The sequence below is a fragment of the Polaribacter sp. genome, from assembly GCF_051251875.1.
Taxonomy (GTDB): Bacteria; Bacteroidota; Bacteroidia; order Flavobacteriales; family Flavobacteriaceae; genus Polaribacter.
The window spans coordinates 21,192-43,975 of record NZ_JBPOGL010000017.1; the positions used below are offsets into that span (position 1 = coordinate 21,192).

The 22,784-nt window shown below is 30.4% G+C and carries 23 protein-coding genes; 9 read left to right on the forward strand and 14 right to left on the reverse strand.

The window, feature by feature from the left end; all coding sequences use genetic code 11:
* The first annotated feature begins 18 nt into the window (after nt 1–18).
* The gene (locus tag ACSHW5_RS09195) at nt 19–1,341 is read left to right on the forward strand and encodes a dihydrolipoamide acetyltransferase family protein (protein ID WP_435675829.1); all 1,323 of its coding nucleotides are present in this window, start codon (nt 19–21) and stop codon (nt 1,339–1,341) included.
* A gap of 121 nt (nt 1,342–1,462) precedes the next feature.
* On the opposite strand, the gene ACSHW5_RS09200 is transcribed toward ACSHW5_RS09195, so the two are convergent.
* The 6 genes from ACSHW5_RS09200 to ACSHW5_RS09225 all read right to left on the reverse strand — a co-directional run bounded on the left by ACSHW5_RS09200 (nt 1,463) and on the right by ACSHW5_RS09225 (nt 7,139).
* Nucleotides 1,463–2,308 (reverse strand): GIN domain-containing protein, encoded by an 846-nt coding sequence (locus tag ACSHW5_RS09200; RefSeq protein ID WP_435675830.1) that lies wholly within the window; start codon nt 2,306–2,308, stop codon nt 1,463–1,465.
* Between the two features lie 98 nt (nt 2,309–2,406).
* Nucleotides 2,407–4,020 carry a 2-oxo acid dehydrogenase subunit E2 gene (locus ACSHW5_RS09205; RefSeq protein WP_435675831.1) on the reverse strand — a complete coding sequence of 538 codons (1,614 nt, stop codon included), beginning with the start codon at nt 4,018–4,020 and terminating at the stop codon, nt 2,407–2,409.
* 4 nt (nt 4,021–4,024) lie between these two features.
* Complete coding sequence (gene pdhA, locus ACSHW5_RS09210) at nt 4,025–5,014, reverse strand: pyruvate dehydrogenase (acetyl-transferring) E1 component subunit alpha (RefSeq protein ID WP_435675832.1); 990 nt, start codon at nt 5,012–5,014, stop codon at nt 4,025–4,027.
* A 126-nt stretch (nt 5,015–5,140) separates the two neighbouring features.
* Nucleotides 5,141–5,812, reverse strand: a complete 672-nt coding sequence (locus tag ACSHW5_RS09215; protein ID WP_435675833.1) for a hypothetical protein — start codon at nt 5,810–5,812, stop codon at nt 5,141–5,143.
* A 79-nt stretch (nt 5,813–5,891) separates the two neighbouring features.
* Nucleotides 5,892–6,560: a M15 family metallopeptidase gene (locus ACSHW5_RS09220; RefSeq protein ID WP_435675834.1), complete on the reverse strand. Its 669-nt coding sequence runs from the start codon at nt 6,558–6,560 to the stop codon at nt 5,892–5,894.
* Between the two features lie 36 nt (nt 6,561–6,596).
* Nucleotides 6,597–7,139, reverse strand: a complete 543-nt coding sequence (locus ACSHW5_RS09225) for a DUF4255 domain-containing protein (RefSeq protein ID WP_435675835.1) — start codon at nt 7,137–7,139, stop codon at nt 6,597–6,599.
* A 167-nt stretch (nt 7,140–7,306) separates the two neighbouring features.
* Between ACSHW5_RS09225 and ACSHW5_RS09230 the strand changes: the two genes are divergently transcribed.
* The gene (locus tag ACSHW5_RS09230) at nt 7,307–7,714 is read left to right on the forward strand and encodes a DUF2721 domain-containing protein (RefSeq protein ID WP_435675836.1); all 408 of its coding nucleotides are present in this window, start codon (nt 7,307–7,309) and stop codon (nt 7,712–7,714) included.
* 62 nt (nt 7,715–7,776) lie between these two features.
* Here ACSHW5_RS09230 and ACSHW5_RS09235 read toward each other — a convergent pair whose 3' ends face one another.
* From ACSHW5_RS09235 to argS, 3 genes are all read right to left on the reverse strand, one after another.
* On the reverse strand, nt 7,777–8,553 hold the full coding sequence (locus tag ACSHW5_RS09235) for an NYN domain-containing protein (RefSeq protein ID WP_435675837.1): 777 nt from the start codon (nt 8,551–8,553) through the stop codon (nt 7,777–7,779).
* Between the two features lie 406 nt (nt 8,554–8,959).
* Nucleotides 8,960–10,348 carry a dihydrolipoyl dehydrogenase gene (lpdA, locus tag ACSHW5_RS09240; RefSeq protein ID WP_435675838.1) on the reverse strand — a complete coding sequence of 463 codons (1,389 nt, stop codon included), beginning with the start codon at nt 10,346–10,348 and terminating at the stop codon, nt 8,960–8,962.
* Nucleotides 10,349–10,535: 187 nt separating this feature from the next.
* Entirely contained in the window at nt 10,536–12,311 is a 1,776-nt protein-coding gene (argS, locus tag ACSHW5_RS09245) for an arginine--tRNA ligase (RefSeq protein WP_435675839.1), read from the reverse strand.
* 89 nt (nt 12,312–12,400) lie between these two features.
* Between argS and ACSHW5_RS09250 the strand changes: the two genes are divergently transcribed.
* Nucleotides 12,401–12,925 (forward strand): YkgJ family cysteine cluster protein, encoded by a 525-nt coding sequence (locus ACSHW5_RS09250; protein WP_435675840.1) that lies wholly within the window; start codon nt 12,401–12,403, stop codon nt 12,923–12,925.
* Nucleotides 12,926–12,989: 64 nt separating this feature from the next.
* The gene (locus ACSHW5_RS09255; RefSeq protein WP_435675841.1) at nt 12,990–13,826 is read left to right on the forward strand and encodes a sterol desaturase family protein; all 837 of its coding nucleotides are present in this window, start codon (nt 12,990–12,992) and stop codon (nt 13,824–13,826) included.
* 51 nt (nt 13,827–13,877) lie between these two features.
* Here ACSHW5_RS09255 and ACSHW5_RS09260 read toward each other — a convergent pair whose 3' ends face one another.
* Genes ACSHW5_RS09260 through ACSHW5_RS09270 form a run of 3 tightly spaced genes read right to left on the reverse strand, consistent with a single transcriptional unit; the run spans nt 13,878 to nt 15,956 of the window.
* The gene (locus tag ACSHW5_RS09260; RefSeq protein WP_435675842.1) at nt 13,878–14,420 is read right to left on the reverse strand and encodes an RsmD family RNA methyltransferase; all 543 of its coding nucleotides are present in this window, start codon (nt 14,418–14,420) and stop codon (nt 13,878–13,880) included.
* Nucleotides 14,417–15,253 (reverse strand): DUF3822 family protein, encoded by an 837-nt coding sequence (locus ACSHW5_RS09265; protein WP_435675843.1) that lies wholly within the window; start codon nt 15,251–15,253, stop codon nt 14,417–14,419. Before ACSHW5_RS09265 ends, ACSHW5_RS09260 begins: the two co-directional genes overlap by 4 nt.
* Nucleotides 15,222–15,956, reverse strand: a complete 735-nt coding sequence (locus tag ACSHW5_RS09270) for a hypothetical protein (protein WP_435675844.1) — start codon at nt 15,954–15,956, stop codon at nt 15,222–15,224. Before ACSHW5_RS09270 ends, ACSHW5_RS09265 begins: the two co-directional genes overlap by 32 nt.
* Nucleotides 15,957–16,060: 104 nt before the next feature.
* On the opposite strand from ACSHW5_RS09270, the gene ACSHW5_RS09275 reads away from it, so the two are divergent.
* A complete protein-coding gene (locus ACSHW5_RS09275) occupies nt 16,061–17,482 on the forward strand; it encodes an ATP-dependent DNA helicase (protein ID WP_435675845.1) in 1,422 nt (473 codons plus the stop codon).
* A 60-nt stretch (nt 17,483–17,542) separates the two neighbouring features.
* Here the strand turns inward: ACSHW5_RS09275 and ACSHW5_RS09280 are convergent, their stop codons facing one another.
* Complete coding sequence (locus tag ACSHW5_RS09280; protein WP_435675846.1) at nt 17,543–18,493, reverse strand: lipid A deacylase LpxR family protein; 951 nt, start codon at nt 18,491–18,493, stop codon at nt 17,543–17,545.
* A 90-nt stretch (nt 18,494–18,583) separates the two neighbouring features.
* Here ACSHW5_RS09280 and ppk2 (ACSHW5_RS09285) point away from each other — a divergent pair, with 90 nt between their 5' ends.
* Together ppk2 (ACSHW5_RS09285) and ppk2 (ACSHW5_RS09290) are read left to right on the forward strand one after the other, a co-directional pair.
* Complete coding sequence (gene ppk2 / locus ACSHW5_RS09285; protein ID WP_435675847.1) at nt 18,584–19,441, forward strand: polyphosphate kinase 2; 858 nt, start codon at nt 18,584–18,586, stop codon at nt 19,439–19,441.
* A gap of 3 nt (nt 19,442–19,444) precedes the next feature.
* The gene (gene ppk2 / locus ACSHW5_RS09290; RefSeq protein WP_435675848.1) at nt 19,445–20,227 is read left to right on the forward strand and encodes a polyphosphate kinase 2; all 783 of its coding nucleotides are present in this window, start codon (nt 19,445–19,447) and stop codon (nt 20,225–20,227) included.
* Here ppk2 (ACSHW5_RS09290) and ACSHW5_RS09295 read toward each other — a convergent pair.
* A complete protein-coding gene (locus tag ACSHW5_RS09295) occupies nt 20,224–20,856 on the reverse strand; it encodes a hypothetical protein (protein WP_435675849.1) in 633 nt (210 codons plus the stop codon). The two genes, ppk2 (ACSHW5_RS09290) and ACSHW5_RS09295, sit on opposite strands and share 4 nt — an antisense overlap.
* A 63-nt stretch (nt 20,857–20,919) precedes the next feature.
* Here ACSHW5_RS09295 and ACSHW5_RS09300 point away from each other — a divergent pair, with 63 nt between their 5' ends.
* Nucleotides 20,920–21,468 (forward strand): Smr/MutS family protein, encoded by a 549-nt coding sequence (locus tag ACSHW5_RS09300; RefSeq protein ID WP_435675850.1) that lies wholly within the window; start codon nt 20,920–20,922, stop codon nt 21,466–21,468.
* 130 nt (nt 21,469–21,598) lie between these two features.
* Nucleotides 21,599–22,732, forward strand: coding sequence for a cysteine desulfurase family protein (locus tag ACSHW5_RS09305; RefSeq protein ID WP_435675851.1), 1,134 nt, complete (start codon nt 21,599–21,601; stop codon nt 22,730–22,732).
* The last annotated feature ends 52 nt before the right edge of the window (nt 22,733–22,784 follow it).

Below are 22,784 nucleotides of genomic sequence, written 5' to 3' on the forward strand. Positions count from 1 at the left end.
CTGTAAAATCAGAAAGAAATGGCAAGATTTGAATTAAAGTTACCAAAAATGGGAGAAAGTGTTGCGGAAGCAACCATCACTTCTTGGTTAAAGGAAGTTGGAGATACCATTGAATTAGATGAAGCTATTGTTGAAATTGCTACAGATAAAGTAGACTCTGAGGTGCCTTCTGAAGTAGAAGGAACCTTAGTAGAAATCTTTTACCAAAAAGAAGATGTGGTTGCTGTTGGTGAAACAATTGCTATTATAGAAGTGGACGGTGAAGATGCTGAAATAGATACAGTTGTAGCTTCTGATAAAGATGAAGTATCTAATGTAGCTGAGGTTGAAAAGATGGTAGATAAAGCTGTTGAGGTGGTCTCAACTACTATTAGTAAAACTTCAGATTCAGGAAAATTTTATTCGCCACTTGTTAGAAATATCGCCAAGGCAGAAAATGTTTCTATGGAAGATTTAGAATCAATTGCTGGTTCTGGTGTAGATGGAAGAGTTACAAAAGAAGATATACTTTCTTATATAGAAAATAGAGGAAATAGCCCTAAACCAACACCTATTACTACTTCTGTAGAATCAATCGCAACTAAACAAGTAGAGAGAACTGTTACAAAAGCAGCACCTATTTCTGTAAATGGAGGTGATGAAATTGTACCTATGAGCAGAATGGGTAAATTGATAGCAAAACACATGGTAGATTCTACTCAGAGATCTGCTCACGTGCAATCATTTATTGAAATTGATGTAACCAATATTGTAAAATGGAGAGAGAAAGTAAAAGAGACTTTCCTTAAAAGAGAAGGGGAGAAACTTACTTTTACACCTATTTTAATGCAAGCAATTGCAACAACTATAAAAAAATATCCTTTAATTAATATTGCTGTTGATGGTGATAATATCATTAAAAAGAAAAATATTAACTTAGGAATGGCTGCTGCGTTGGCAGATGGAAATTTAATTGTTCCAGTTATAAAAAATGCAGATCAATTAAATTTAGTTGGCATGACAAAAGCTGTAAATGATTTGGCTTTTAGAGCTAGAAATAATAGTTTAAAGCCAGAAGAAGTTCAAGACGGAACCTATACAGTTACAAATGTTGGTAGCTTTGGTTCTGTTATGGGAACACCAATTATAAATCAACCGCAGGTGGCTATTTTAGCTTTAGGTGCCATTAGAAAAGTACCTGCAGTAATAGAAACTGCGGAAGGAGATTTTATTGGCATCAGACAAAAAATGTTTGTTTCTCATTCCTATGATCACAGAGTTGTAAATGGAGCTTTGGGTGGTATGTTTATTAAAACTTTAAAGGAACTTTTAGAAGCCTGGGATGTGAATCAAGATTTTTAAAGAAACATAAAATAGATACTTAAAACGCTGGCAATTAGCCAGCGTTTTTTTGTAGGTATTTTAATGTTTTTCTAAATAATGACAAATATGAAAGTAGAGAAGCATGAACTAATAATTTAGGTTACAGTTCTTTTTTAAATAATTTAGAGGAGCCTTCAAACTTTACTAACAAAATTTTTGGGTTGCCGTAAATTTCTGTACTACTTTTTTCAGAAGCTTCTATGTTAATTGTATCCATACATTGTATGGAAAAATCGGCAACATCTTTAATTACTGAATTGCATTGTTTTGCAATAAAATTTTTGCCTTTAAATTTAGAAGAATCTATAAAATTTGCTTGGGCAAAACTAGCACTACCAGAAATATCGGCAAATGAGTTTTCTTTCATAAGTACTTGTAAACTATCTGTTCTAATACTAATATCTGAGTTGCTAGATTCATTTAAAGATAAATTAGCATTTACACTTTCTATATTTAATTTAGTTTTTGAACGTAATTGAATTCTAGATCTATTGTTGTTGATAAGTCTAAAATTTTGAGACATGATAATCAAATCAGCTTTTGAATAATCATTTATTTTTAGTACAAAATTAGGAGATTTAATAGTATTTAAAGCTTCCATTTCTGCATCTTCATTTAAAATTATTTCCTCAAGGGGTTTGTTATAAGAGACGGTAATATTTAAACGTTTCGATTTTAGTTTATTACTAGTTGAAATTGAAAGAATAGAATCTACAATACTAAAATCTATTACTTGATGTAGGTTCTCATCTGTTTCTATTTCTATAGAAGATTTTTTTGATTGTACTAAAACTATTTTAAAATCGTTATTAACCTTAATTTTATTAAAGGGCTTTAAGGGTGTTTTTACTATTGTAACATTCTTGTTTCCTTTAATTTTACTTTGAGAAAATGACGTATTTGATAAAGTACACAATACTAAAAGTATTAAAATATTTTTTTTCATAAGATGTTTTTTAGTTCTATTTCATAAAAAAACCATTTCAAAAGTAATCTTTTGAGATGGTTTTTTTTTATTGTGTACTATTTTTTTTTACAAATTATCTATGCTAACATTGTAACTGGGTTTTCAATAAACGTTTTTAATGTTTGTAAAAACTGAGCTCCAACAGCGCCATCTACTGTTCTATGGTCGCAAGTTAACGTTAATTTCATAGTGTTTCCAACTACTATTTGTCCGTCTTTAACAACTGGTTTTTGAACAATTGCACCCACAGATAAAATAGCCGAATTAGGTTGGTTTATGATAGAATTAAAATTTTCGATACCAAACATACCTAAGTTAGAGACTGTAAAAGTACTACCTTGCATCTCTGCAGGAGCTAATTTTTTATTTCTAGCTTTACCAGCTAAATCTCTAACACCTGCACCAATTTGAGTTAAACTTAATTGGTCTGTATGCTTAATTACGGGTACTAATAATCCATCATCAACAGCAACTGCAACACCTACGTGAATATGACTGTGATATACTGTGTTTGTTTCTGTCCAAGATGTATTTACTTGTGGGTGCTTTTTTAATGCCATAGCACAAGCTTTTACTACCATATCATTAAAAGATACTTTAGTATCTGGAATTGCATTTATGGTTTTTCTAGAAGCCATTGCATTGTCCATATCAACTTCAATATTTAAACTGAAATCTGGAGCAGAAAATTTAGAATTCCCTAAAGATTTTGCAATTGCTTTTCGCATTTGAGAATTCTTTACTTCTTCTGAGTTTTCTACACCTGCAGCAGCAACATTTGCAGTAGCAGCAGCAGCTTCTGTTTTAGCAACTGGCGTATAGTTTTCTACATCTTTTTTAATAATACGTCCGTTTTCACCAGTACCATTAATATCAGCAAGATTAAAACCTTTATCAGAAGCTATTTTTTTAGCCAATGGCGATGCAAAAATACGTCCGTTAGAAGTATTGTTTGATGCAACAACTTGTTTTGTTTCTTCAACTTTGGCAGCTGGTTTTTCTTCTTTTTTATCAGAAGTTTTTGCAGGAGCAGCGGTAGTTTCAGTAACGGTAGTAGCACCACCACTTGCAACAATTGCAGAAACATCTGTTCCGGCAGGGCCAATAATAGTTAATAAACTATCTACAGGAGCTGTTTCTCCTTCTTGCACACCTATGTATAGAATAGTTCCTTCATAGAAACATTCAAATTCCATAGTTGCTTTATCTGTTTCAATTTCAGCAAGCATATCACCTTCTTCAACAGTGTCTCCAACTTTCTTTAACCATGTTGCCACAGTACCATCAGTCATTGTATCACTTAAACGAGGCATCATTATAACTTGAACACCCTCTGGAATTGCTGCAGCTTCATTAGAAACAACTTCAGAAGTAGTTTCTTCTTTTACTTCTACTTTCGTTTCGGTTTTTTCTTCTTCAGAACTTTTATTTATAATAGCAGAAATATCTTCTCCTTCTTCTCCTATAATAGCCAATAAAACATCTACAGGAGAAGTTTCTCCTTCTTGAATACCAATATATAATAAAGTACCTTCATGGAAAGATTCGAATTCCATAGTTGCTTTATCGGTCTCAATTTCAGCTAAAATATCGCCTTCTTCAATTTTATCTCCAACACTCTTTAACCATTTTGCCACAACACCTTCTTCCATGGTGTCACTTAATCTGGGCATATTTACAATTGTAGCCATATTTTTAACTTATAAAAGGATAATTTTCTTGTTCATATACCATGTCATACATCTGTTTAGCTTCTGGATATGGAGAATCTTCTGCAAATTTCTCACATTCTTTTACGCTTGCTTTTACTTCTTTATCAATAGCAGCAATTTCTTCATCAGTAGCGTACTTTTTTTCTTTTATAATATCTAAAACTTGCGTAATAGGATCTATTTTTTTGTACTCTTCTACTTCGTCTTTTGTTCTGTAATGTTGTGCATCAGACATAGAATGTCCTCTGTATCTGTAGGTCTTCATTTCTAAAAATGTAGGGCCGTCTCCACGTCTTGCTCTTTGTAAAGCTTCGTCAACAGCTTCTGCTACTTTTATCGGGTTCATAGCATCTACAGGTCCACAAGGCATTTCATAACCTAAACCTAATTTCCAAATATCTGTATGGTTGGCTGTTCTTCCAACGGAAGTTCCCATTGCATAACCATTATTTTCTACAATAAATATTACAGGTAATTTCCATAACATTGCCATGTTAAAAGCTTCGTGTAAAGAACCTTGTCTTGCGGCACCATCACCAAAACATGTTAAGGTAACACCTCCATTACCTTTGTACTTATCTGCAAAAGCAAGACCAGCACCTAATGGAATTTGACCACCAACAATACCATGACCGCCATAAAAACGAAATTCTTTAGAAAAAATATGCATAGAACCACCCATTCCTTTAGATGTTCCTGTTGCTTTTCCATATAATTCTGCCATTACACGTTTAGGATCTTCTCCCATACCAATTGGTTGTACGTGATTTCTGTAAGCAGTAATCATTTTGTCTTTAGTTAAGTCCATTGCATGCAATGCACCAGCTAAAATAGCTTCTTGACCATTGTATAAATGTAAAAACCCTCTTACTTTTTGTTGAATATAAACAGAGGCTAATTTGTCTTCAAATTTACGCCAAAAAAGCATGTTTCTGTACCAATCTAGATAGGTTTGCTTGGTTATTTTTTTCATTCTTGCGGTTGTTGTTTATTTTATGAGTATCAATTTAGATAAGATAATCGAAATACAAAAATAACTTTTTTATATAGAATAAAAAAAAAAGGTTTTTAGAATTTAACTACAACGTTTTCGTTGGGTTTATTTGTCCTTAGCAATGACTAGTGTTGCTTTTGCGCCCGTTGCTAAATTCCATTCGTTTGAAGATAATAACATTCCGGCGTCATTATAAACTTTAAAAGCTGCCGTATTTGGGCCAGAAGTACCTTGATTTAATGCTTTAATTTCTATTTTATTAAGTCCAACTTGAAGTGGAATATTAAATTTTTGATAACGTTGTTCTAAAAGAATATTTACAACTACAGGAATATCATTTACGTAAATAGTTACTCTATCACCATCTGGATATTGATAATCTCTACAAATAATATTTACGCTGTTAGAGTTGGTTCTGAAACTACCCAAATCTTGATCTATTTTTGGGTACACATATTGACCATTAATTTTTCTGAAATTCTTTTGAAAACGTTCTTCACTTAACTTTGCCTGAGAAATAATTCCTTTATTGTTTAAGTTTTCTTCTTCTTGCTTCGTTTTTAATTTTTCGTTTTCTGCTTCGTATGCTTTTTTAAATCCATCATGGGCATCTAATTTTATAGATTTTGGCCTGCTTACAACTTTAGCGTTGTTGCTTACCACCGCTTTTATATTCCCTTTTTCTTGCGTTCCGGTATTGCTGTCTAGTTGAGCCAATAATTGAGATGAAGTAAGAATACAACTGAAAAAGAATAAAAATTTGATAATTGATTTCATAGTGCTTAGATCTAGCAATTTGCAATGCAAAGATAATGCCGATTTACAGGAAGGTAGTTTCTATTTTGTTAAAAATTAGTTATTCTACAGGAAAATTAAAATAAGTATGCCTAAAAGGTTCGTTATTTAACGTAAAATGCCACCATTCTTTGTGGTAAGGTCTAAATCCATTTTCTAACATAATTGTACGCAAAAGGTTCCTGTTTTTTTGCTGATTTATCGTTATTTTTTTATAAAATGGATGAGATTCATCGCCAAAAAAATCATAAGCACTACCCATGTCTATTTCTTTTCCCGATGTTAAATTGATAATGGTTAAATCTACTGTGCTACCTCTTGTATGGCCAGATTTAGAAGCAATAAATCCCTTTTTAAATAAGGTTTTCTTAGCTACTTTTGGGTAAAACTCTTGCTTCATTAATGTGTCATTTAAGACCTTTGCCCAACGCACAAAATGATTTACAGCTTCTTGTGGTCTGTAGCCATCAAATATTTTTAAACTTAAACTGTCTTTTTTTAAAATAGTTTGAATTTTTTTTAATGCTTTGGCTGTTTCTTCAGTAACAATTAAACAGTTTTTATGATAACCATCTATCGGTTTTCCTATAAAATTATGATGCGAAAAATAACGCAATTCCGTTTGTATGGAAGCATCTACATCAGATAAATACACAAAACCATTTGGAAGTTCTTGTGCTTGTATAGAAAAAGTTAGGAAACTTAGTACAAGAATAAATTTTTTTATCATGTTTCTAAATAATAAATTAGAACTTAAATTTTAGGACTAAATATGTGGAACAGTAATTATTGGCGTATGAACTTCTGGTTCAGTTGGTAAAATACGGACTTTATAAATAACTGAAGGACATTGTTTTGCTCCAATTTCACTGACAATTTTGCTGTGCTCTTTTACGTCTAAGTTTTCAGTTTCTATATTTAACCTTACTAAATGTTCATCTAAAGAAGGATACATTTTCTTGTTAAAAATACTATTGCTATGAAAAGTACTTATGGTTTTGGAAATTGTTTTTAAACCTTCTGAATAATTTTTAGACTCGTAATTGGCAGTTATTAAAATAGATATATTTAAGAACAATGGTGGAGATGTTTTTTCAAATGTATTACCCATTTTTTTTTTGGTTAATTGAATTGTTTCTGAGTTAATGTTTAGTAAAGTAATTACTACTTTATTTTTTACATCAACATTTATAGAGCCGTCTAAATTGATAAGATTACCAATTACTACTTTGTTTACATCTGTATTAAAACCTAATTTTAATTCTCTGTTTAAAAAGTCTGACAAAAATTTAAGAGTAGCATGTATCATTTTGTAATTTTTAAATTTATAGTTGTAATTCTATGTAATAGTACTAAAGAGAAGCCCTTTATTTATGTATTAGGTACAGGGTTCATAGTCAATTACATAGGGTTAAAATACGTTTTTTTTAAATATAGTTGTATTAATTATTTGTGAGTTATTAGTAATTTTGATTTATGGAACAACTTACATTAACAACACCAGCACTTTTATTTTCGGCAATTTCTTTAATTATGCTGGCTTATACAAACCGTTTTTTAGCGTATGCAGCGGTAATTAGAAACTTGCATGATATTTATTTAGAGCGTCAAGATGATTCTTTAATAAGACAAATTAAAAATTTAAAAATGCGGTTAAGCCTAACTCGTTGGATGCAAATTTTTGGAATTTCTAGTTTGTTACTCTGTGTATTAACAATGTTTTTAATTTATATACATCAACAATTATTAGCCGTTTGGGTATTTGGTATTGCCTTAATATTATTAATTATTTCATTGAGTTTATTAATTAAAGAAATTCAAATTTCGGCAAAATCCTTACAATATCATATTGCAGATATTGAGGAACATTTAAATAAGAAATAAAATTCTACTTCTTGAAAAGTCTTTAGAGTATATAATTTTTATTAAAATATACTAGCCTCTTTTTATTTCATTTTTAATAACGGATGATTTAAACCACCAACTTCATTTTTAATAACTTCAAATTTATCTATGTTTTCAAAAAGTTTTGTTAGACTTTTAAAACCATAACTTCTAGGGTCAAAACTTGGGTCAATTTTTCTAATATTTAAACCTAAAGCAGAAATATGTGCTTTGTCTTCTTCATTGGTAGAAATATCAAAAGCTTTGGTAACTGTTTTCCAATCTTCTTTAGACAAGCGGACTTTTTTAGGCGTCTTTTTACTCTTTTTTAGGGTGTTTTCTTTATTAGATGTTGGTGTTTTGGTTTCGTTCTCTTCCGTTTCTGCTATTTCTTCAATCTCTTCATTTTTTAGGTTTTCTGTAAAAGTGAAAACTTCGCAAGATTTTACAAAAGCTTCTGGTGTTTTTTTTTCTCCAATTCCCATTACAAACAAGCCTTCTTCTCTAATTCGTTTTGCCAAACCTGTATAATCGCTATCGCTAGAAACAATACAAAAACCTTCTGTATTTTTACCGTGTAAAATATCCATAGCATCAATTATAAGTGCGCCATCTGTAGAGTTTTTACCAGTTGTATAAGAGAATTTTTGAATGGGACTTATAGAGTGTTGATTTATAATTGCTTTCCAACTATTCATTTGTTGTGAAGTCCAATCTCCATAAATTCTTCTAATAGTAGCTTTCCCATATTTAGAAACTTCTTCAATTATTTCTTTTATTAATTTAGGCTGTGCATTGTCACCATCTATAAGAACTGAAATATTAAATTTACTTTCCATATTTGTTTTTGATGTTTAACACTAAGATTAATTTTGCTTAGTATACATGTAGCTAAGTTATAAGAATTTAATTTCAGAAACAAGTAAAATAGAGTCTGAAAAAGATTCAGTAAAAATTATATTTATAAAAGAGAATTAGATTTCTGTAGCAGATCTTTATCATTAAAAACCTAAATCTAAAAACATCTATTTGAAAAATGAAATGCTGGTTTTTCTAGGGGTTTTTTTATTTGGTTGAATATTTTTTAGCACAAAAAAAACCTTGCCAATTTGGCAAGGTTTTCGTTTAATAGTTTCATTTTATATTTGAATGTCATTGCGAAGATTTTTTTTTATTTTCCGTGGCAATCTTGTAATTTAAAATAACAGATTACTACGTTCTAATGCCCTCTTAATGACTATAATTTTATAAGTGAATTACTTCATCATACGCATCTGCAACAGCTTCCATAACCGCTTCACTCATGGTTGGGTGAGGGTGAATTGTTTTTAAAACTTCATGACCAGTAGTTTCTAATTTACGTCCTAAAACTGCTTCAGCAATCATGTCTGTAACACCAGCACCAATCATGTGGCAACCTAACCATTCGCCATATTTAGCATCAAAAATTACTTTTACAAAACCATCAGGAGTTCCTGCTGCTTTTGCTTTACCAGATGCAGAAAAAGGAAATTTACCAACTTTTAATTCGTAACCTGCTTCTTTTGCTTTTGCTTCTGTTAAACCAACAGATGCAATTTCTGGAGTTGCATACGTACAACCAGGAACGTTTCCGTAATCTATTGGTTCTGTATGTAAACCAGCTAATTTTTCAACACAAGTAATTCCTTCTGCAGAGGCAACGTGTGCCAATGCTTGTCCAGGAACCACATCACCAATAGCATAATAACCAGGTATGTTTGTTTGGTAGTAATTGTTTACTAAGATTTTATCTCTGTCAACAATAATACCAACATCTTCTAAACCAATATTTTCAATGTTAGATTTAATTCCAACTGCAGATAATAAAATATCAGCTGTTAAAGTTTCCTCTCCTTTTTTAGTTTTTACAGTTGCAACCACACCTTCACCAGAAGTATCAACAGACTCTACAGAAGAATTTGTCATTACTTTAATTCCAGCTTTTTTAATAGAACGTTCAAATTGTTTAGAAACGTCAATATCTTCTACAGGCACTACATTTGGCATAAATTCTACAATAGTAACCTCAGTTCCCATAGAATTATAAAAATGAGCAAACTCAACACCAATTGCACCAGAACCTACAACAATCATAGATTTTGGTTGGCTAGGTAAATTCATTGCTTGTCTGTAACCAATTACTTTTTTACCATCTTGTGGTAAGTTAGGCAACTCTCTAGAACGTGCACCCGTTGCAATAATAATATTGTCTGCGCTATATTCAGTTACGGTACCATCAGCAGCAGTAACATCTACTTTTTTACCCGTTTTTATTTTACCAAAACCGTCAATAATATCAATTTTGTTTTTCTTCATTAAAAAGGCAACACCTTTACTCATTCCATCAGCAACACCACGACTTCTTTTAATTACCGCTTCAAAATCTTTATCAATAGCTTCCGCTTTTAAACCATATTGGTCTACATGCTTCAAATAATCGTAAACCTGTGCAGATTTTAACAAAGCTTTTGTTGGTATACATCCCCAGTTTAAACAAATTCCACCTAAGTGTTCTTTCTCTACAATGGCAACTTTAAAGCCTAATTGAGAAGCTCTAATTCCTGTAACATAACCTCCAGGTCCACTTCCAATAATAATGATGTCGTATTTCATTTTGATTTATTTAAAAATTTATGAGTAAAAGATTCAAAAATTACCTTTTAATATTTTTTATTTGGGCGTTTTAACGGGCTTTCCATTGTATCTTTTTTGTAAAAACAAAAAAGGATGCCATTTCAATCCCTAACGCGGGCTAATTTACTAACTTTTATGTTTATAGACAATGCTAGTAACAACTATTTTACATTCTCTCCGGAACATGAATTCCCAATAATAAAAATGCAGACTTAATAGTATCAGCAACTTTCTTTGCCAATTGAACTCTAAATATTTTGTTGTCTAAATTTTCTTCACCTAAAATAGATACATTTTGATAAAACGAATTAAATTCTTTTACCAAATCATAGGTGTAATTTGCAATTATGGCTGGCGAATAATTTGCAGCTGCTTGTTGAATTGTTTCTGGATATAACTCTAACTGTTTTAACAATTCTTTTTCTTTTTCGTGTAATTTTATTGTTACAGGTTGCGAATAATCAAAAGCTGCTTTTCTAATAATAGATTGTATTCTAGCGTACGTATATTGAATAAAAGGCCCTGTATTTCCTTGAAAATCTACAGAACTTTTTGGGTCGAATAAAATTCTCTTTTTAGGATCTACTTTTAAAATAAAATATTTTAAAGCACCCAAACCAATGGTGTTGTATAAATCGTTTTTTTCTTCATCAGAATACCCATCTAATTTCCCTAATTCTTCAGAAATCTCTTTTGCTGTTTCAGACATTTCTTCCATTAATTCATCAGCATCTACAACAGTTCCTTCTCTAGATTTCATTTTACCCGAAGGTAAATCTACCATACCGTAACTTAAATGATGCAGTTGTTTTGCCCAATCAAATCCTAATTTTTTTAAGATTAAGAACAATACTTGAAAATGATAATCTTGTTCGTTACCAACCGTATACACCATTCCGCCAACATCTGCATAATCTTTTACACGCTGTATGGCGGTACCAATATCTTGGGTCATGTATACCGCTGTTCCGTCTGAACGAAGCACAATTTTTTCGTCTAAACCATCTTCTGTTAAATCGCACCAAACAGAACCGTCTTCTTTTTTATAGAAAACACCTTTTTCTAAACCTTGTGCAACCACATCTTTTCCTAATAAATAAGTATTGCTTTCATAATATAAAGTGTCAAAATCTACACCCATATTTTTGTAAGTAACCTCAAAACCTTTGTAAACCCAAGAGTTCATTTCTTTCCAAAGTGCAACCACTTGCTCGTCTCCAGCTTCCCATTTTAACAACATTTGTTGGGCTTCTAAAAATAACGGAGCTTGTTTTTTAGCTTCATCTTCCGTTTTACCTTCAGTAATTAATTGCGAAATTTCTTTTTTATATTCTTGGTCGAATTTCACATAATAGTTACCAACCAATTTATCACCTTTTAAGCCCGTAGATTCTGGAGTTTCTCCGTTCCCAAACTTTTCCCAAGCTAACATCGATTTACAGATATGAATTCCTCTGTCGTTAATAATTTGAGTTTTGTACACCTTTTTACCAGCAGCTTTTATAATTTCAGCCACAGAATACCCTAATAAATTATTTCTAACATGACCTAAATGTAAAGGTTTGTTAGTGTTTGGCGATGAGTATTCTACCATCACCGCTTTTTCATCCGCCTTTGGCGAAACAGTACCATAACTAGTATCTGAATATATAGTATTAAAGAAGTTGGTATAAAAAGCATCATCAACAACTAAATTTAAGAACCCTTTTACTACGTTGAAATTGGTAATTTCTGTGATATTTTCAACCAAGTATTTACCTAAATCCTCTCCAATTTGTACAGGATTTCCTTTTTTGTAACGCAATAAAGGGAACACTACAACGGTAATATCTCCTTCAAATTCTTTTCTGGTTGCTTGAAATTCTACAGTTGGAATTTCTATATTGTATAAAGCTAAAAAACCTTCTTTTACTTTGGTTTCTATAATGTTTTGAATGCTCATTTAGTATCGAAAATTGAAATGCAAAATTACATATTTTTATTTGTTTTTTTAGAATGATTTTTGGTTCAGAATAATTGTATTTTTGCACCATGGAAAAACGCTTACAACAACTACCTAAATTAGCAGAAGATGCTAAAAAAGAAAATCTAAAATATTTTACAAATCTTAAAAAAAGAGTTCCTAAAAATTTAGATTATGTTGTGCAAGAGTTACATGACGCTGAGTTTGAAAAAACAGATTGTTTAACTTGCGGAAATTGTTGTAAAACTACTAGTCCAATTTTTACAGATAAAGATACAGAACGTATTTCTAAGCATTTAAAAATGAAAGTTGCAGATTTTCAGAAGCAATATTTGACAAGAGATGAAGATGACTTTATGGTGTTAAAAACAGCACCTTGTTCTTTTTTAGATGAAACAGACAATACCTGTTTTATTTATGATGTGAGGCCAAAAGCTTGTGCAGAATACCCACATACTAATAGAAAAAAGTTTATTGGAATTACAGATTTAACGGTGGCTAATACTGCAATTTGCCCAGCGGCTTACAATATTGTTGAAGCCTTAAAAAAGCGCATTCCTATGGAGTCTAACAAGAAAGTTAGAAGAAAGTAGTTTTATTTTATCTAAAATGTGGTTTGCTTTAATTTTACTATTTTAGTAGAAAATAAAAATTAATTTGGAAACTATTTACACGTATTTTGAGACCATTCCGTCAGCACACAGAAGTTTAATTTTAGTTTTAGGAATTACATTTTTTTGGCTTTTAGAAGGCGCAATACCCTTGTTTAAATTCGATTACAAAAAATGGAAACATGCTTTTCCTAATTTATTTTTTACGCTTACTACCATCATCATAAATTTTGCATTGGCTTTTTTGCTATTAAAATCAGCAGATTGGGTGCAAACCAATAATTTTGGATTGATAAATTGGTTGCCAGCATTGCCACTTTGGTTATATGTAGTTTTAGGCGTGTTGTTTTTAGATTTTTTTGGCGCGTATTTGGCACATTATACAGAGCATAAAATTGGCGTACTTTGGCGGGTTCATTTGGTGCATCATACAGATCATAAAGTAGATACAACTACGGCAAACAGGCATCATCCCATAGAAAGTATAATTCGTTTTATGTTTACGTTATTAGGTGTTTTTGTGGTAGGAACGCCTATTGCTATTGTTATGATTTATCAATCTATGTCGTTGATATTTACTCAATTTACACATGCAAATATTAAAATATCACCAAAGGTGGATAAACTTTTGAGTTACTTTATTGTTTCTCCAGATATGCATAAAATTCATCATCATCATAAATTGCCTTATACAGATTCTAACTACGGAAATATTTTTTCTATTTGGGACAGAATTTTAGGAACTTATATGGAATTTGATCGGGAAAAAATTGTGTACGGAGTAGATACATTTCCTGATGAAATCACAAATTCTTCGTTAAAAGAATTGTTAAAACAACCTTTTCAGGGATACAGAAAACCTACCGAAATAGAAGATATTTAGTGTTCGGTTATTCTGGTTTTTTTTGGAAATGAAACAAGAAAAGTAATGTGATTATTCAAGATGTTCAAAAAAACTAAAAACATTGCCACCATAACGTTTGTCGTAACTATGATTTTTATGTGTAGAAATGTCCGTTTGTTTAGAGTGTTCAACAACTAAAACTCCTTCTTCGTTTAAAAGATTTCTGTCAAAAACGAAGTCAACAATTTTTAAAAATTGTTCTGTTTCAAAATCATAAGGTGGATCAGCAAAAATAATATCTGCTTTTAAAGCTGTTTTTTCTAGGAATTTATACACATCGCTTTTAATGGTGTTAATTGGCATTTCAAAATCTTTAGCCGTAGAATTTATGAATTTAATACATCCAAAATGAGCATCAATGGCGTAGATTTCTTTTGTACCTCTAGAAGCAAATTCATAACTAATATTACCTGTTCCGGAAAATAAATCTATTACAGAAATGCTATCAAAATAGTAATTATTATTTATAATATTAAATAAACCTTCTTTGGCCATGTCTGTTGTGGGTCTAACAGGCAGGTTTTTAGGAGCGTTTAATCGTCTACTTTTGAATTTTCCTGAAATAATTCTCATGAACCTAATTGTATATAATGTGAATGTTTTGAGCTTTCTAAATGGTTAAAAATAGGATTGTTACTTTCTAAAAAGTACACATTTCTAATGTATTTATACAGCATTTTATAAATATCAGCTTCAACTTCTATTTTACCGGTTACATATAACTTAACATTGTCTGTTGCCAGTTTTAATTGTTCTGCTGTAAATAAAATGTGATACATAAAATCTTTATCACTTTCAAAATCAAAAGAATTTACAAATAGTACATTTTTACCTTGTAAAACAACCAAATCAAAATTGCTTTTAGAAACGTTTACAAACATTGTTTTATCATCAGAATTTATACTATTTAAAAGTTTTTCTACAAAGATAGTAAGGTGATGTTTGTATTCAAATTCTCCAAAATTCTGAAATAAATAATTGTTGATGTTTATATACGGCACATAAATATTTTTTATGGGAGCTGTTTTTAAACTATCAAAAGCAATAAAATCTGTTGCTAATGTTTTAATATTTAAGTTTAAATAGTGTGCTAAATGATCTTCATTAAAAAAGGTATTAGGAACAAATGTTGCTAAATTGTTTTGATGAATTACAAGTACTGAAGAAAAATTATGCTGTAAATTAGTGTCATTTTTAAAAATTTCTTCAATTTTAAATAATAAATTTTCGGGTGTTTTTAGGGTTTCGTCAAAAGTATATTCAGAAAAATAAACGATGTTGTTTGTTTCTATTTCTGTAATACAAAAAGAAAATCCATCCAAATTAAATTGGATGGATAACTTTGTGTTTTCTGTATTTTTTACAGTTGTATTGCTATTCTTTTTCTGCACCGTCTTTCTTATCATAAGAAGGAGGCCAGTTACCACCTGTAGTTACTTCATCTAAAGAACCAACAGAAACATATTCTCCTCTAATTTGATCTGTTGCAATTGCTTCTAATTCTTGTTTTACCAAAGAATTGTTCATCCCTTTTAGAATATCTTTTTTATGTGTTTTTACTAGAAAAGTAGGAACTACTAAACCTTGTACTTTTTCTACTGTACCAACTTCAACTTCAAATTCTTTATTATCTAAACCAGGTACTTTAAACATGTTTTTATAATCTCTGTTTTTAAAGTACTTTAATACAGGTTCATGCCCAGTTATTTCTGTAACTCTTTTTTCTTCATCAATAAAAATACCACCACCTTTGTTTACTCTTTCTACAATAGTTTTGGTTTCTGTTAATTCTAATTTAGCAGTGTCTATAAATTTAATTAAACCTGCTTTGTCTTTTGTGTATTTACCAGTAACTTCGTAATACTTTACTTCTGCATCTCTAATAATTTTTAGTTTATCTACTACTTTGGCGTATTTTACTACTTTATCTTTTCCAAATTTAATAGGTTCCATAATTCCAAACCAAATTTTGTAACCTAGTAATACGGTTATTGCCATTAAAATAATAGATGCTATCCATCTTAATTTTAAAGGTAAAAATTTAACTACAATAATTGCTAAAAGTGCAGCAACTAAAACGGCCGCTATAATCATTCCTACTAATCCCATTTTATTTATTTTTTTTAATAGTCTTCTCGCAAATCTACAATTTTTTTTTAATCATAAAAATTTTTATTGATAAATCAGTGTATCTTTACTACTTTAATTATTTTATGATAAAAAAAACTGCTGAATTTTATGAGAAATTGCGTGCAATTTTTCCACATACTCCAACTCAAAAACAACGTAAATTATTACATCTTTTAAGCAATTTTATTTTTAATGAAGACGCTAATGCCTTGTTTTTATTAAAGGGATACGCGGGTACAGGTAAAACAACTACCATAAGTACATTTGTAAATACCTTGGCTTTTGCAAACAAAAAAGCTGTTTTATTGGCGCCCACAGGTAGGGCTGCTAAAGTAATTGCTATTTATTCAAAAAAACCAGCATTTACCATTCATAAAAAAATATATTTCCCAAAAAAACAAGCAAATGGCTCTGTAGATTTTGTTTTACAGAAAAATAAGTATCGAAATACGGTTTTTATTGTTGATGAAGCATCTATGATTCCGGATGGTAAACAAAATCAGAAATTGTTTGATACAAGTTCATTATTAGATGATTTAATTTCTTACGTATATTCTGGCTATAACTGTAAATTAATTTTTATTGGAGACACAGCGCAGTTGCCACCTGTAAAATTATCGGTTAGTCCGGCGTTAGAAGCAGATACTTTACAATATGATTTTGATAAAAATGTAACAGAAATAGAGTTAGATGAAGTTATGCGCCAGCATGAAAACTCTGGAATTTTAGCCAATGCAACTTTGCTGAGATTGTTGATACAAAATAATAGTACCATTTTTAAATTTGATGTCCATTTTCCTGATATCATTCGTTTAGAAGATGGTTATGATATAGAAGATGCTTTGGTAAATGCCTATGAAAATGGTATAGAAGATACTGCTTTTATTGTACGTTCTAACAAAAGAGCCAATTTATACAATGCCCAAATTAGGTTAAATATTCGCGGACAAGAAAATGAAATTTCTGCGGGAGATTTTATCATGATTGTTAAAAATAATTACTATTGGTTGCAAGAAAATTCTGAAGCAGGTTTTATTGCCAATGGCGATATTTGTGAAGTTTTAAAATTATTTTCTATTAAAGAATTATACGGCTTTAAATTTGCAGAAGTAGAAATGCGGATGATTGATTACCCTCAAATGCAACCTTTTGAAACTGTTTTGTTGTTAGATACCTTAACCAGTGAAAGTCCTTCTTTGTCTTATGAAGAATCTAATAAATTATACCAAGCAGTGAAAGAGGATTATGCTGATGAAAAATCGAAATTTAAACAGTTTTTAGCCATTAAAAAGAACAAATACTTTAATGCTTTACAGGTAAAGTTTTCGTATGCCATGACCTGTCATAAATCTCAAGGAGGACAATGGAAAACTGTTTTTATAGAGCAACCTTATTTGCCAGAAGGAGTTTCTAAAGACTATTTTAGATGGTTGTATACGGCCATTACTAGAGCTCAAGAAACGTTGTATTTAATTGGATTTAAAGATGAGTTTTTTGAAAGTTAAAGATTCAAAAAATATAATTTATCTTGTAAAACAAATTAATCTGTTTAGAACTTAGAGACACTATTTTAATAAATAATGTATCATAATACTACCAAATTTATGGCCAGTATCTTTGCGTAAATTTTTAGATTTGTTAGTATTATAATTAAAAATATAACCAAAATTAAACCGATTTACGGTAAATCTAAATCCTACTTCAACATTAAAAACAATAGGATTTAATTCATTTGTAACCACACTATTTTTATTTAAAAAACTGCCTTGTAAAGTAGCGTCATAAAAGGCATAGCGCAACATTGGTTTTATATATAAAAAGGATTCTGTTTCTCTATTGTAACTGGTGTTTTTGTTATTTACTTGTGTGTTAAAAGCAATAGAATTAGCAATACTTTGTAGAGGTTTAAAACCAATTCTACCCATAAAACCACTTGAAACATTGGTGTAAATAGTACCTAGTTTTGCAGAGTTTACCCAAGATATGTCAAACAAATTTGCAGCATCTTTGGTAAGAAGTTTTAAGTAACTGGCTTTAATATTTATACCAATTGCATTTTTAATTTGATATTTCCAACCAACAGCTTTTTTAAAGCCATAAATATCATGTATAAAGTCTTGTAATTCTTCTCCAAAGGCATTTGAGCCAAGCACTCCAACTTGTAACTCAGTGTTAAAAATCTGATTATTTTTATAGACTCTTTTTACGCCAAAACTGCCAAATAAATAAGCGGCAAAAGGTCTGTCATGGTTTTTTAAAGTTGTAACCGTTGCTTTATAAGGCGTAAACATTTCATGCCCAATTTGCCATTCTAAAATTCTTTTTTCTTGATTTTCTTGCTTGTTTTCAGACAAATATCTGTACGAAAAAAACATGCCATTGGTGTAATATCTATCATCAAAGGTAGAAACATATAGGTCATTATCATTTTTAAAACTAAATTCTTTGGAATATTTTTCTTGAGAGATAATTGAAAAAGAACAAATTAAAATTATAAAAAAAAGTAGCTGTTTCATAAGTAGCAAATATAAAATAACTTCATTAATTTGCTCTTTTTTATCCATTATAAAAAAAAAGTAGTTATTTTAGTGCAACAAATTAAATACATGGATCAGAACGTAGGATTAAGTGCCCAAGATTTTCAAGATTTGCAAAATAATAAGGATTTATTGCTTGAAATTGAACAGAAGAATAACCAATATAATAATGTAAAAAAAACGCTGTTATATAATGATGAGCTGCGTTTATTACAGATAGAATTGGTAAAATTACAACGTTGGATCTCTAAAGAAAATTTACGTGTAGCTGTAATTTTTGAGGGTAGAGATGCTGCTGGAAAAGGTGGAAATATTAGACGGTTTATGGAGCATTTAAATCCTCGTTCTAGTAGATTAGTTGCCCTAAACAAACCTACTGAAATAGAAAAAGGGCAGTGGTATTTTCAACGATATATTAAAGAATTACCTAACCCTGGTGAAATTGTTTTTTTTGATAGAAGTTGGTACAATAGAGCAGTAGTAGAACCTGTTATGGGATTTTGCTCAGAAAAACAATACAAAGAGTTTTTAGTACAAGTACCAGAATTTGAACACATGATGTATGAAGATGGTGTTGTCATTATTAAATTTTGGCTGTCTATTACCAAAGAAGAACAATTAATACGTTTTGAGGCCAGAAAAGAAAACCCATTAAAACGTTGGAAATTTAGTCCTGTAGATAAACAAGGCCAATTGCTGTGGGATAAATACACACATTATAAAGGAGAAATGTTTTCTAAAACGCACACTTCTTATAGCCCGTGGATGATTATTAAAACAAATGATAAAAAAACGGCAAGATTAGAGGCTATGAGGCATGTGTTATCTCAATTTGATTATGATGGTAAACAAGAAGCAACAACAATTTTAAATCCAGATCCTAATGTAGTAATGCGTTATTATCGTTCAAATATTCAGGTAGATTAAGCTATGGAAAATAAACTTTCACCAAAACAAATAAAAAAATTAAATTCTAAACAAGGCTTATTGGCATTATTATCTAAGCCTTATAATACAGATAAAGCAATAAGATATGTAGATTATCAACGTAAATTACAAAAGTTACAAGTAGAGTTGATACGTTTACAAACTTGGGCAATAAATAATAATGAACGTATTATAATTGTATTTCAAGGAAGAGATGCGGCCGGAAAAGGAGGTGCAATTAGGAGGTTAACAGAACGTATTAATCCGCGTCATATGCGCATTGTGGCGTTACCTAAACCTACAGAAGATGAGCAATCTCAATGGTATTTTCAAAGATATGTAGAGCAATTTCCGAAAGCTGGAGAAATTGTTTTTTTTGATAGAAGTTGGTATAATAGAGCAGTTGTAGAACCCGTAAATAATTTTTGTACAGAAGACGAATATAAAATTTTTATGAATCAAGTAAATGATTTTGAACGTATGATTCTAGAATCTGGCATTCACTTGGTAAAAATTTATATGTCTATTTCTAAAAAGGAACAAGCAAAGCGTTTTGAAGATATAAAAAGCGATCCTTTAAAACAATGGAAAATGACCAAATTAGATGAAAAAGCGCAAGGTCTTTGGGAGCAATATACAGAATATAAAAATGCTATGTTTAGACAAACAAACACAAAAATTTCTCCATGGAAAGTAATACGTGCAAACCGTAAAACAGAAGCTCGTGTTAATGTAATTAATCACATTTTAGAACGAATTCCGTATGACAAAAATTTAGAAATTTAAGAAACTAGGTCTTTCACTTTAGAAAATATAAAAAATATTTCTGCAGCAATTTGCTTATTTGTTTTCAAATAAGCTTCTGCCTGTAAATTAGTGCCATCAGAAGATTTTGGGTCTACAAATGGTAAGTAAAGTCTTGCAATTGCGTTTGGTATAAAAGGGCAGTTTACATCTGCATTATCACAGGTAAGAATTGCTAAAAAAGGTGTTGTATTTATGGTGTGATCAAACCTTTTAGAAAAACCTAAAATAGAAGAAGATGCCCCCAAAAAAGAAATTAAATAGGTAGGGTTTTGATGAGAAAAATCTTCTAATTGAAAAATAAAACCAGCACGTTGTAGTGTTTTTACAGTGCTTCTATAAAATGCAGTTGTTTCTGTTCCGCCAGAAAAAGAAGAGATTTTTAGATTAAAATAATGTGCAGCAAAAAATCCCCAAACTTGTGCCAACTGACTTCTTCTAGAGTTATGCGTACATATAAAGTTAATGTTTGCACTTTTGTTGTTTACATATTCTTTTGCAATTTGTTCAGCAATATTTTCTAAAAGCACTTTTCTTTCTGGACTAATTTTTATTTTCTTGCTAGCTTCAATAAAGAAGTTTTTGGTAGAAGTAGCTGTGGTTGATTTCATCTTGTTATTTTTGCGACAAAGATATTCTATAAATAAACAAATTAAATTAAGATAAAGTTAAGAATGTATTTAGAAGTTGGTAATAATGTTGCAGTTTTAGATGACGTTTTAAAAGGAAAAGTAATTGCAGTTTCTGCGGATGAAATTTCAGTTGAAACAGAAGATGGTATGGTTTTTAAATTTCATGCATCAGAATTGGTAAGAATTGATAAAGAACAGCATTTGTTAACCAAATTTTCTGATATTAACAACCCGCTTTTAAAGGAAAAAACTACACATAAAAAGCCTAAAAACAGCTTTTTTAATAAGGAAAAAAATGAAGTTATTTTAGAAGTAGATTTACATATTAATCAACTTATAAAATCTACAAAAGGCTTAGATAATTATGATATGCTAAACCTGCAAATAGATACAGCCAAAAGAAAAGTAGAATACGCAATTAGTAAAAGAATACCTAAAATTGTATTTATTCACGGAGTAGGAGAAGGTGTTTTAAAAACTGAGTTGCACTATTTATTAAATAAATATCCTGTAAAATTTTACGATGCCTCTTATAAAAAATACGGTTTGGGCGCTACAGAAGTATACATTTTTCAAAATCCGAATAGTTAAAATAGGTATGTTCTTTTTTGTAAGTGTTTATTCTGTGGAAGAAAATATGTAAGATAGAAATACCTTTAATTATAAATCATATTCTAAATTTGTCTGTTCTTTACACTCTATAAAAACGTATTTTTGCCAAATGAATGCAATCTATTTAGACAACGCTGCAACTACAAAAATTGATGAAGAAGTATTAAAAATCATGTATACTTCTATGCAAGATAACTTCGGAAATCCTTCTTCTACGCATCAATTTGGAAGAAAGGCAAAATCTGCAGTAGAAACTGCAAGAATAAAGATAGCAAAGCAATTTAATGTTTCTGCAAGTGAAATTATTTTTACAGCCGGCGGTACAGAGGCAGATAATTTAATTTTACACAATGCGGTTTTAAATTTAGGAGTCACAAGAATTATTACATCAAAAATAGAACATCATGCGGTGTTACATACTTGTAAGTACCTTAAAAAAACCTATAATATTACATTAGATTTTGTAGCTCTTGATGAATTTGGGAGTGTAGATGTAGATCATTTAGCAACGCTATTATCGTCTACAAAAGAAAAAACCTTGGTAAGTTTAATGTTTATTAACAATGAAATAGGTACTATTTTACCGGTGGATGAAATAGCCAATTTATGCAAAAAACACCAAGCTTTATTTCATTCTGATACTGTACAAGCAATTGGACATTATGCCATAGATTTACAAAAAACACCTATAGATTTTATGGTGGCAAGTGCGCATAAATTTCACGGACCAAAAGGTGTTGGTTTTGCTTATTTTAAAAAGGGATTTGGAATTTCACCCATGTTACACGGTGGCAATCAAGAAAAAGGAGCGCGTTCTAGTACAGAAAATGTACATGCAATTTTAGGAATGGAAAAAGCGTTGGAAATTGCCATGGTAAATCTAGAAGAAGATAAAAGTTATATAGAAAACTTAAAAATCTATTTTATTGCTGCATTGAAAAAAATATCAAAAGACATTGTTTTTAATGGCCTTTCTGCTGATCTAGAGAAAAGTAGTTATACTATTTTAAATGTTCGTTTTCCTTTAAAAAACGATATGATGCTCTTTAGTTTAGATTTAGCAGGTATTGCTGTTTCTGGAGGTTCTGCCTGCCAAAGCGGTAGTAATAAAGGTTCTCATGTGTTGTCAGAAATTCTTTTTGACGAAGAAGCAGATAAAACTTCTATTCGTTTTTCCTTTTCTAAATACACTACAATAGAAGAAATGAATGCAACCATAGAAGAGTTGATTAAAATATGTTAGAGAAATTTTAATTAAAATTTCTCTAACATTTGTAATTCCAAAATTTGAAAAA

What these genes read in the sequence shown, in the direction of transcription:
- ACSHW5_RS09195 (WP_435675829.1), top strand. Translation starts at nt 19, where the DNA reads ATGGCAAGATTTGAATTAAAGTTACCAAAAATGGGAGAAAGTGTTGCG.
- ACSHW5_RS09200 (WP_435675830.1), bottom strand. Translation starts at nt 2,308, where the DNA reads ATGAAAAAAAATATTTTAATACTTTTAGTATTGTGTACTTTATCAAAT.
- ACSHW5_RS09205 (WP_435675831.1), bottom strand. Translation starts at nt 4,020, where the DNA reads ATGGCTACAATTGTAAATATGCCCAGATTAAGTGACACCATGGAAGAA.
- pdhA (WP_435675832.1), bottom strand. Translation starts at nt 5,014, where the DNA reads ATGAAAAAAATAACCAAGCAAACCTATCTAGATTGGTACAGAAACATG.
- ACSHW5_RS09215 (WP_435675833.1), bottom strand. Translation starts at nt 5,812, where the DNA reads ATGAAATCAATTATCAAATTTTTATTCTTTTTCAGTTGTATTCTTACT.
- ACSHW5_RS09220 (WP_435675834.1), bottom strand. Translation starts at nt 6,560, where the DNA reads ATGATAAAAAAATTTATTCTTGTACTAAGTTTCCTAACTTTTTCTATA.
- ACSHW5_RS09225 (WP_435675835.1), bottom strand. Translation starts at nt 7,139, where the DNA reads ATGATACATGCTACTCTTAAATTTTTGTCAGACTTTTTAAACAGAGAA.
- ACSHW5_RS09230 (WP_435675836.1), top strand. Translation starts at nt 7,307, where the DNA reads ATGGAACAACTTACATTAACAACACCAGCACTTTTATTTTCGGCAATT.
- ACSHW5_RS09235 (WP_435675837.1), bottom strand. Translation starts at nt 8,553, where the DNA reads ATGGAAAGTAAATTTAATATTTCAGTTCTTATAGATGGTGACAATGCA.
- lpdA (WP_435675838.1), bottom strand. Translation starts at nt 10,348, where the DNA reads ATGAAATACGACATCATTATTATTGGAAGTGGACCTGGAGGTTATGTT.
- argS (WP_435675839.1), bottom strand. Translation starts at nt 12,311, where the DNA reads ATGAGCATTCAAAACATTATAGAAACCAAAGTAAAAGAAGGTTTTTTA.
- ACSHW5_RS09250 (WP_435675840.1), top strand. Translation starts at nt 12,401, where the DNA reads ATGGAAAAACGCTTACAACAACTACCTAAATTAGCAGAAGATGCTAAA.
- ACSHW5_RS09260 (WP_435675842.1), bottom strand. Translation starts at nt 14,420, where the DNA reads ATGAGAATTATTTCAGGAAAATTCAAAAGTAGACGATTAAACGCTCCT.
- ACSHW5_RS09265 (WP_435675843.1), bottom strand. Translation starts at nt 15,253, where the DNA reads ATGATAAGAAAGACGGTGCAGAAAAAGAATAGCAATACAACTGTAAAA.
- ACSHW5_RS09270 (WP_435675844.1), bottom strand. Translation starts at nt 15,956, where the DNA reads ATGGGATTAGTAGGAATGATTATAGCGGCCGTTTTAGTTGCTGCACTT.
- ACSHW5_RS09275 (WP_435675845.1), top strand. Translation starts at nt 16,061, where the DNA reads ATGATAAAAAAAACTGCTGAATTTTATGAGAAATTGCGTGCAATTTTT.
- ACSHW5_RS09280 (WP_435675846.1), bottom strand. Translation starts at nt 18,493, where the DNA reads ATGAAACAGCTACTTTTTTTTATAATTTTAATTTGTTCTTTTTCAATT.
- ppk2 (WP_435675847.1), top strand. Translation starts at nt 18,584, where the DNA reads ATGGATCAGAACGTAGGATTAAGTGCCCAAGATTTTCAAGATTTGCAA.
- ppk2 (WP_435675848.1), top strand. Translation starts at nt 19,445, where the DNA reads ATGGAAAATAAACTTTCACCAAAACAAATAAAAAAATTAAATTCTAAA.
- ACSHW5_RS09295 (WP_435675849.1), bottom strand. Translation starts at nt 20,856, where the DNA reads ATGAAATCAACCACAGCTACTTCTACCAAAAACTTCTTTATTGAAGCT.
- ACSHW5_RS09300 (WP_435675850.1), top strand. Translation starts at nt 20,920, where the DNA reads ATGTATTTAGAAGTTGGTAATAATGTTGCAGTTTTAGATGACGTTTTA.
- ACSHW5_RS09305 (WP_435675851.1), top strand. Translation starts at nt 21,599, where the DNA reads ATGAATGCAATCTATTTAGACAACGCTGCAACTACAAAAATTGATGAA.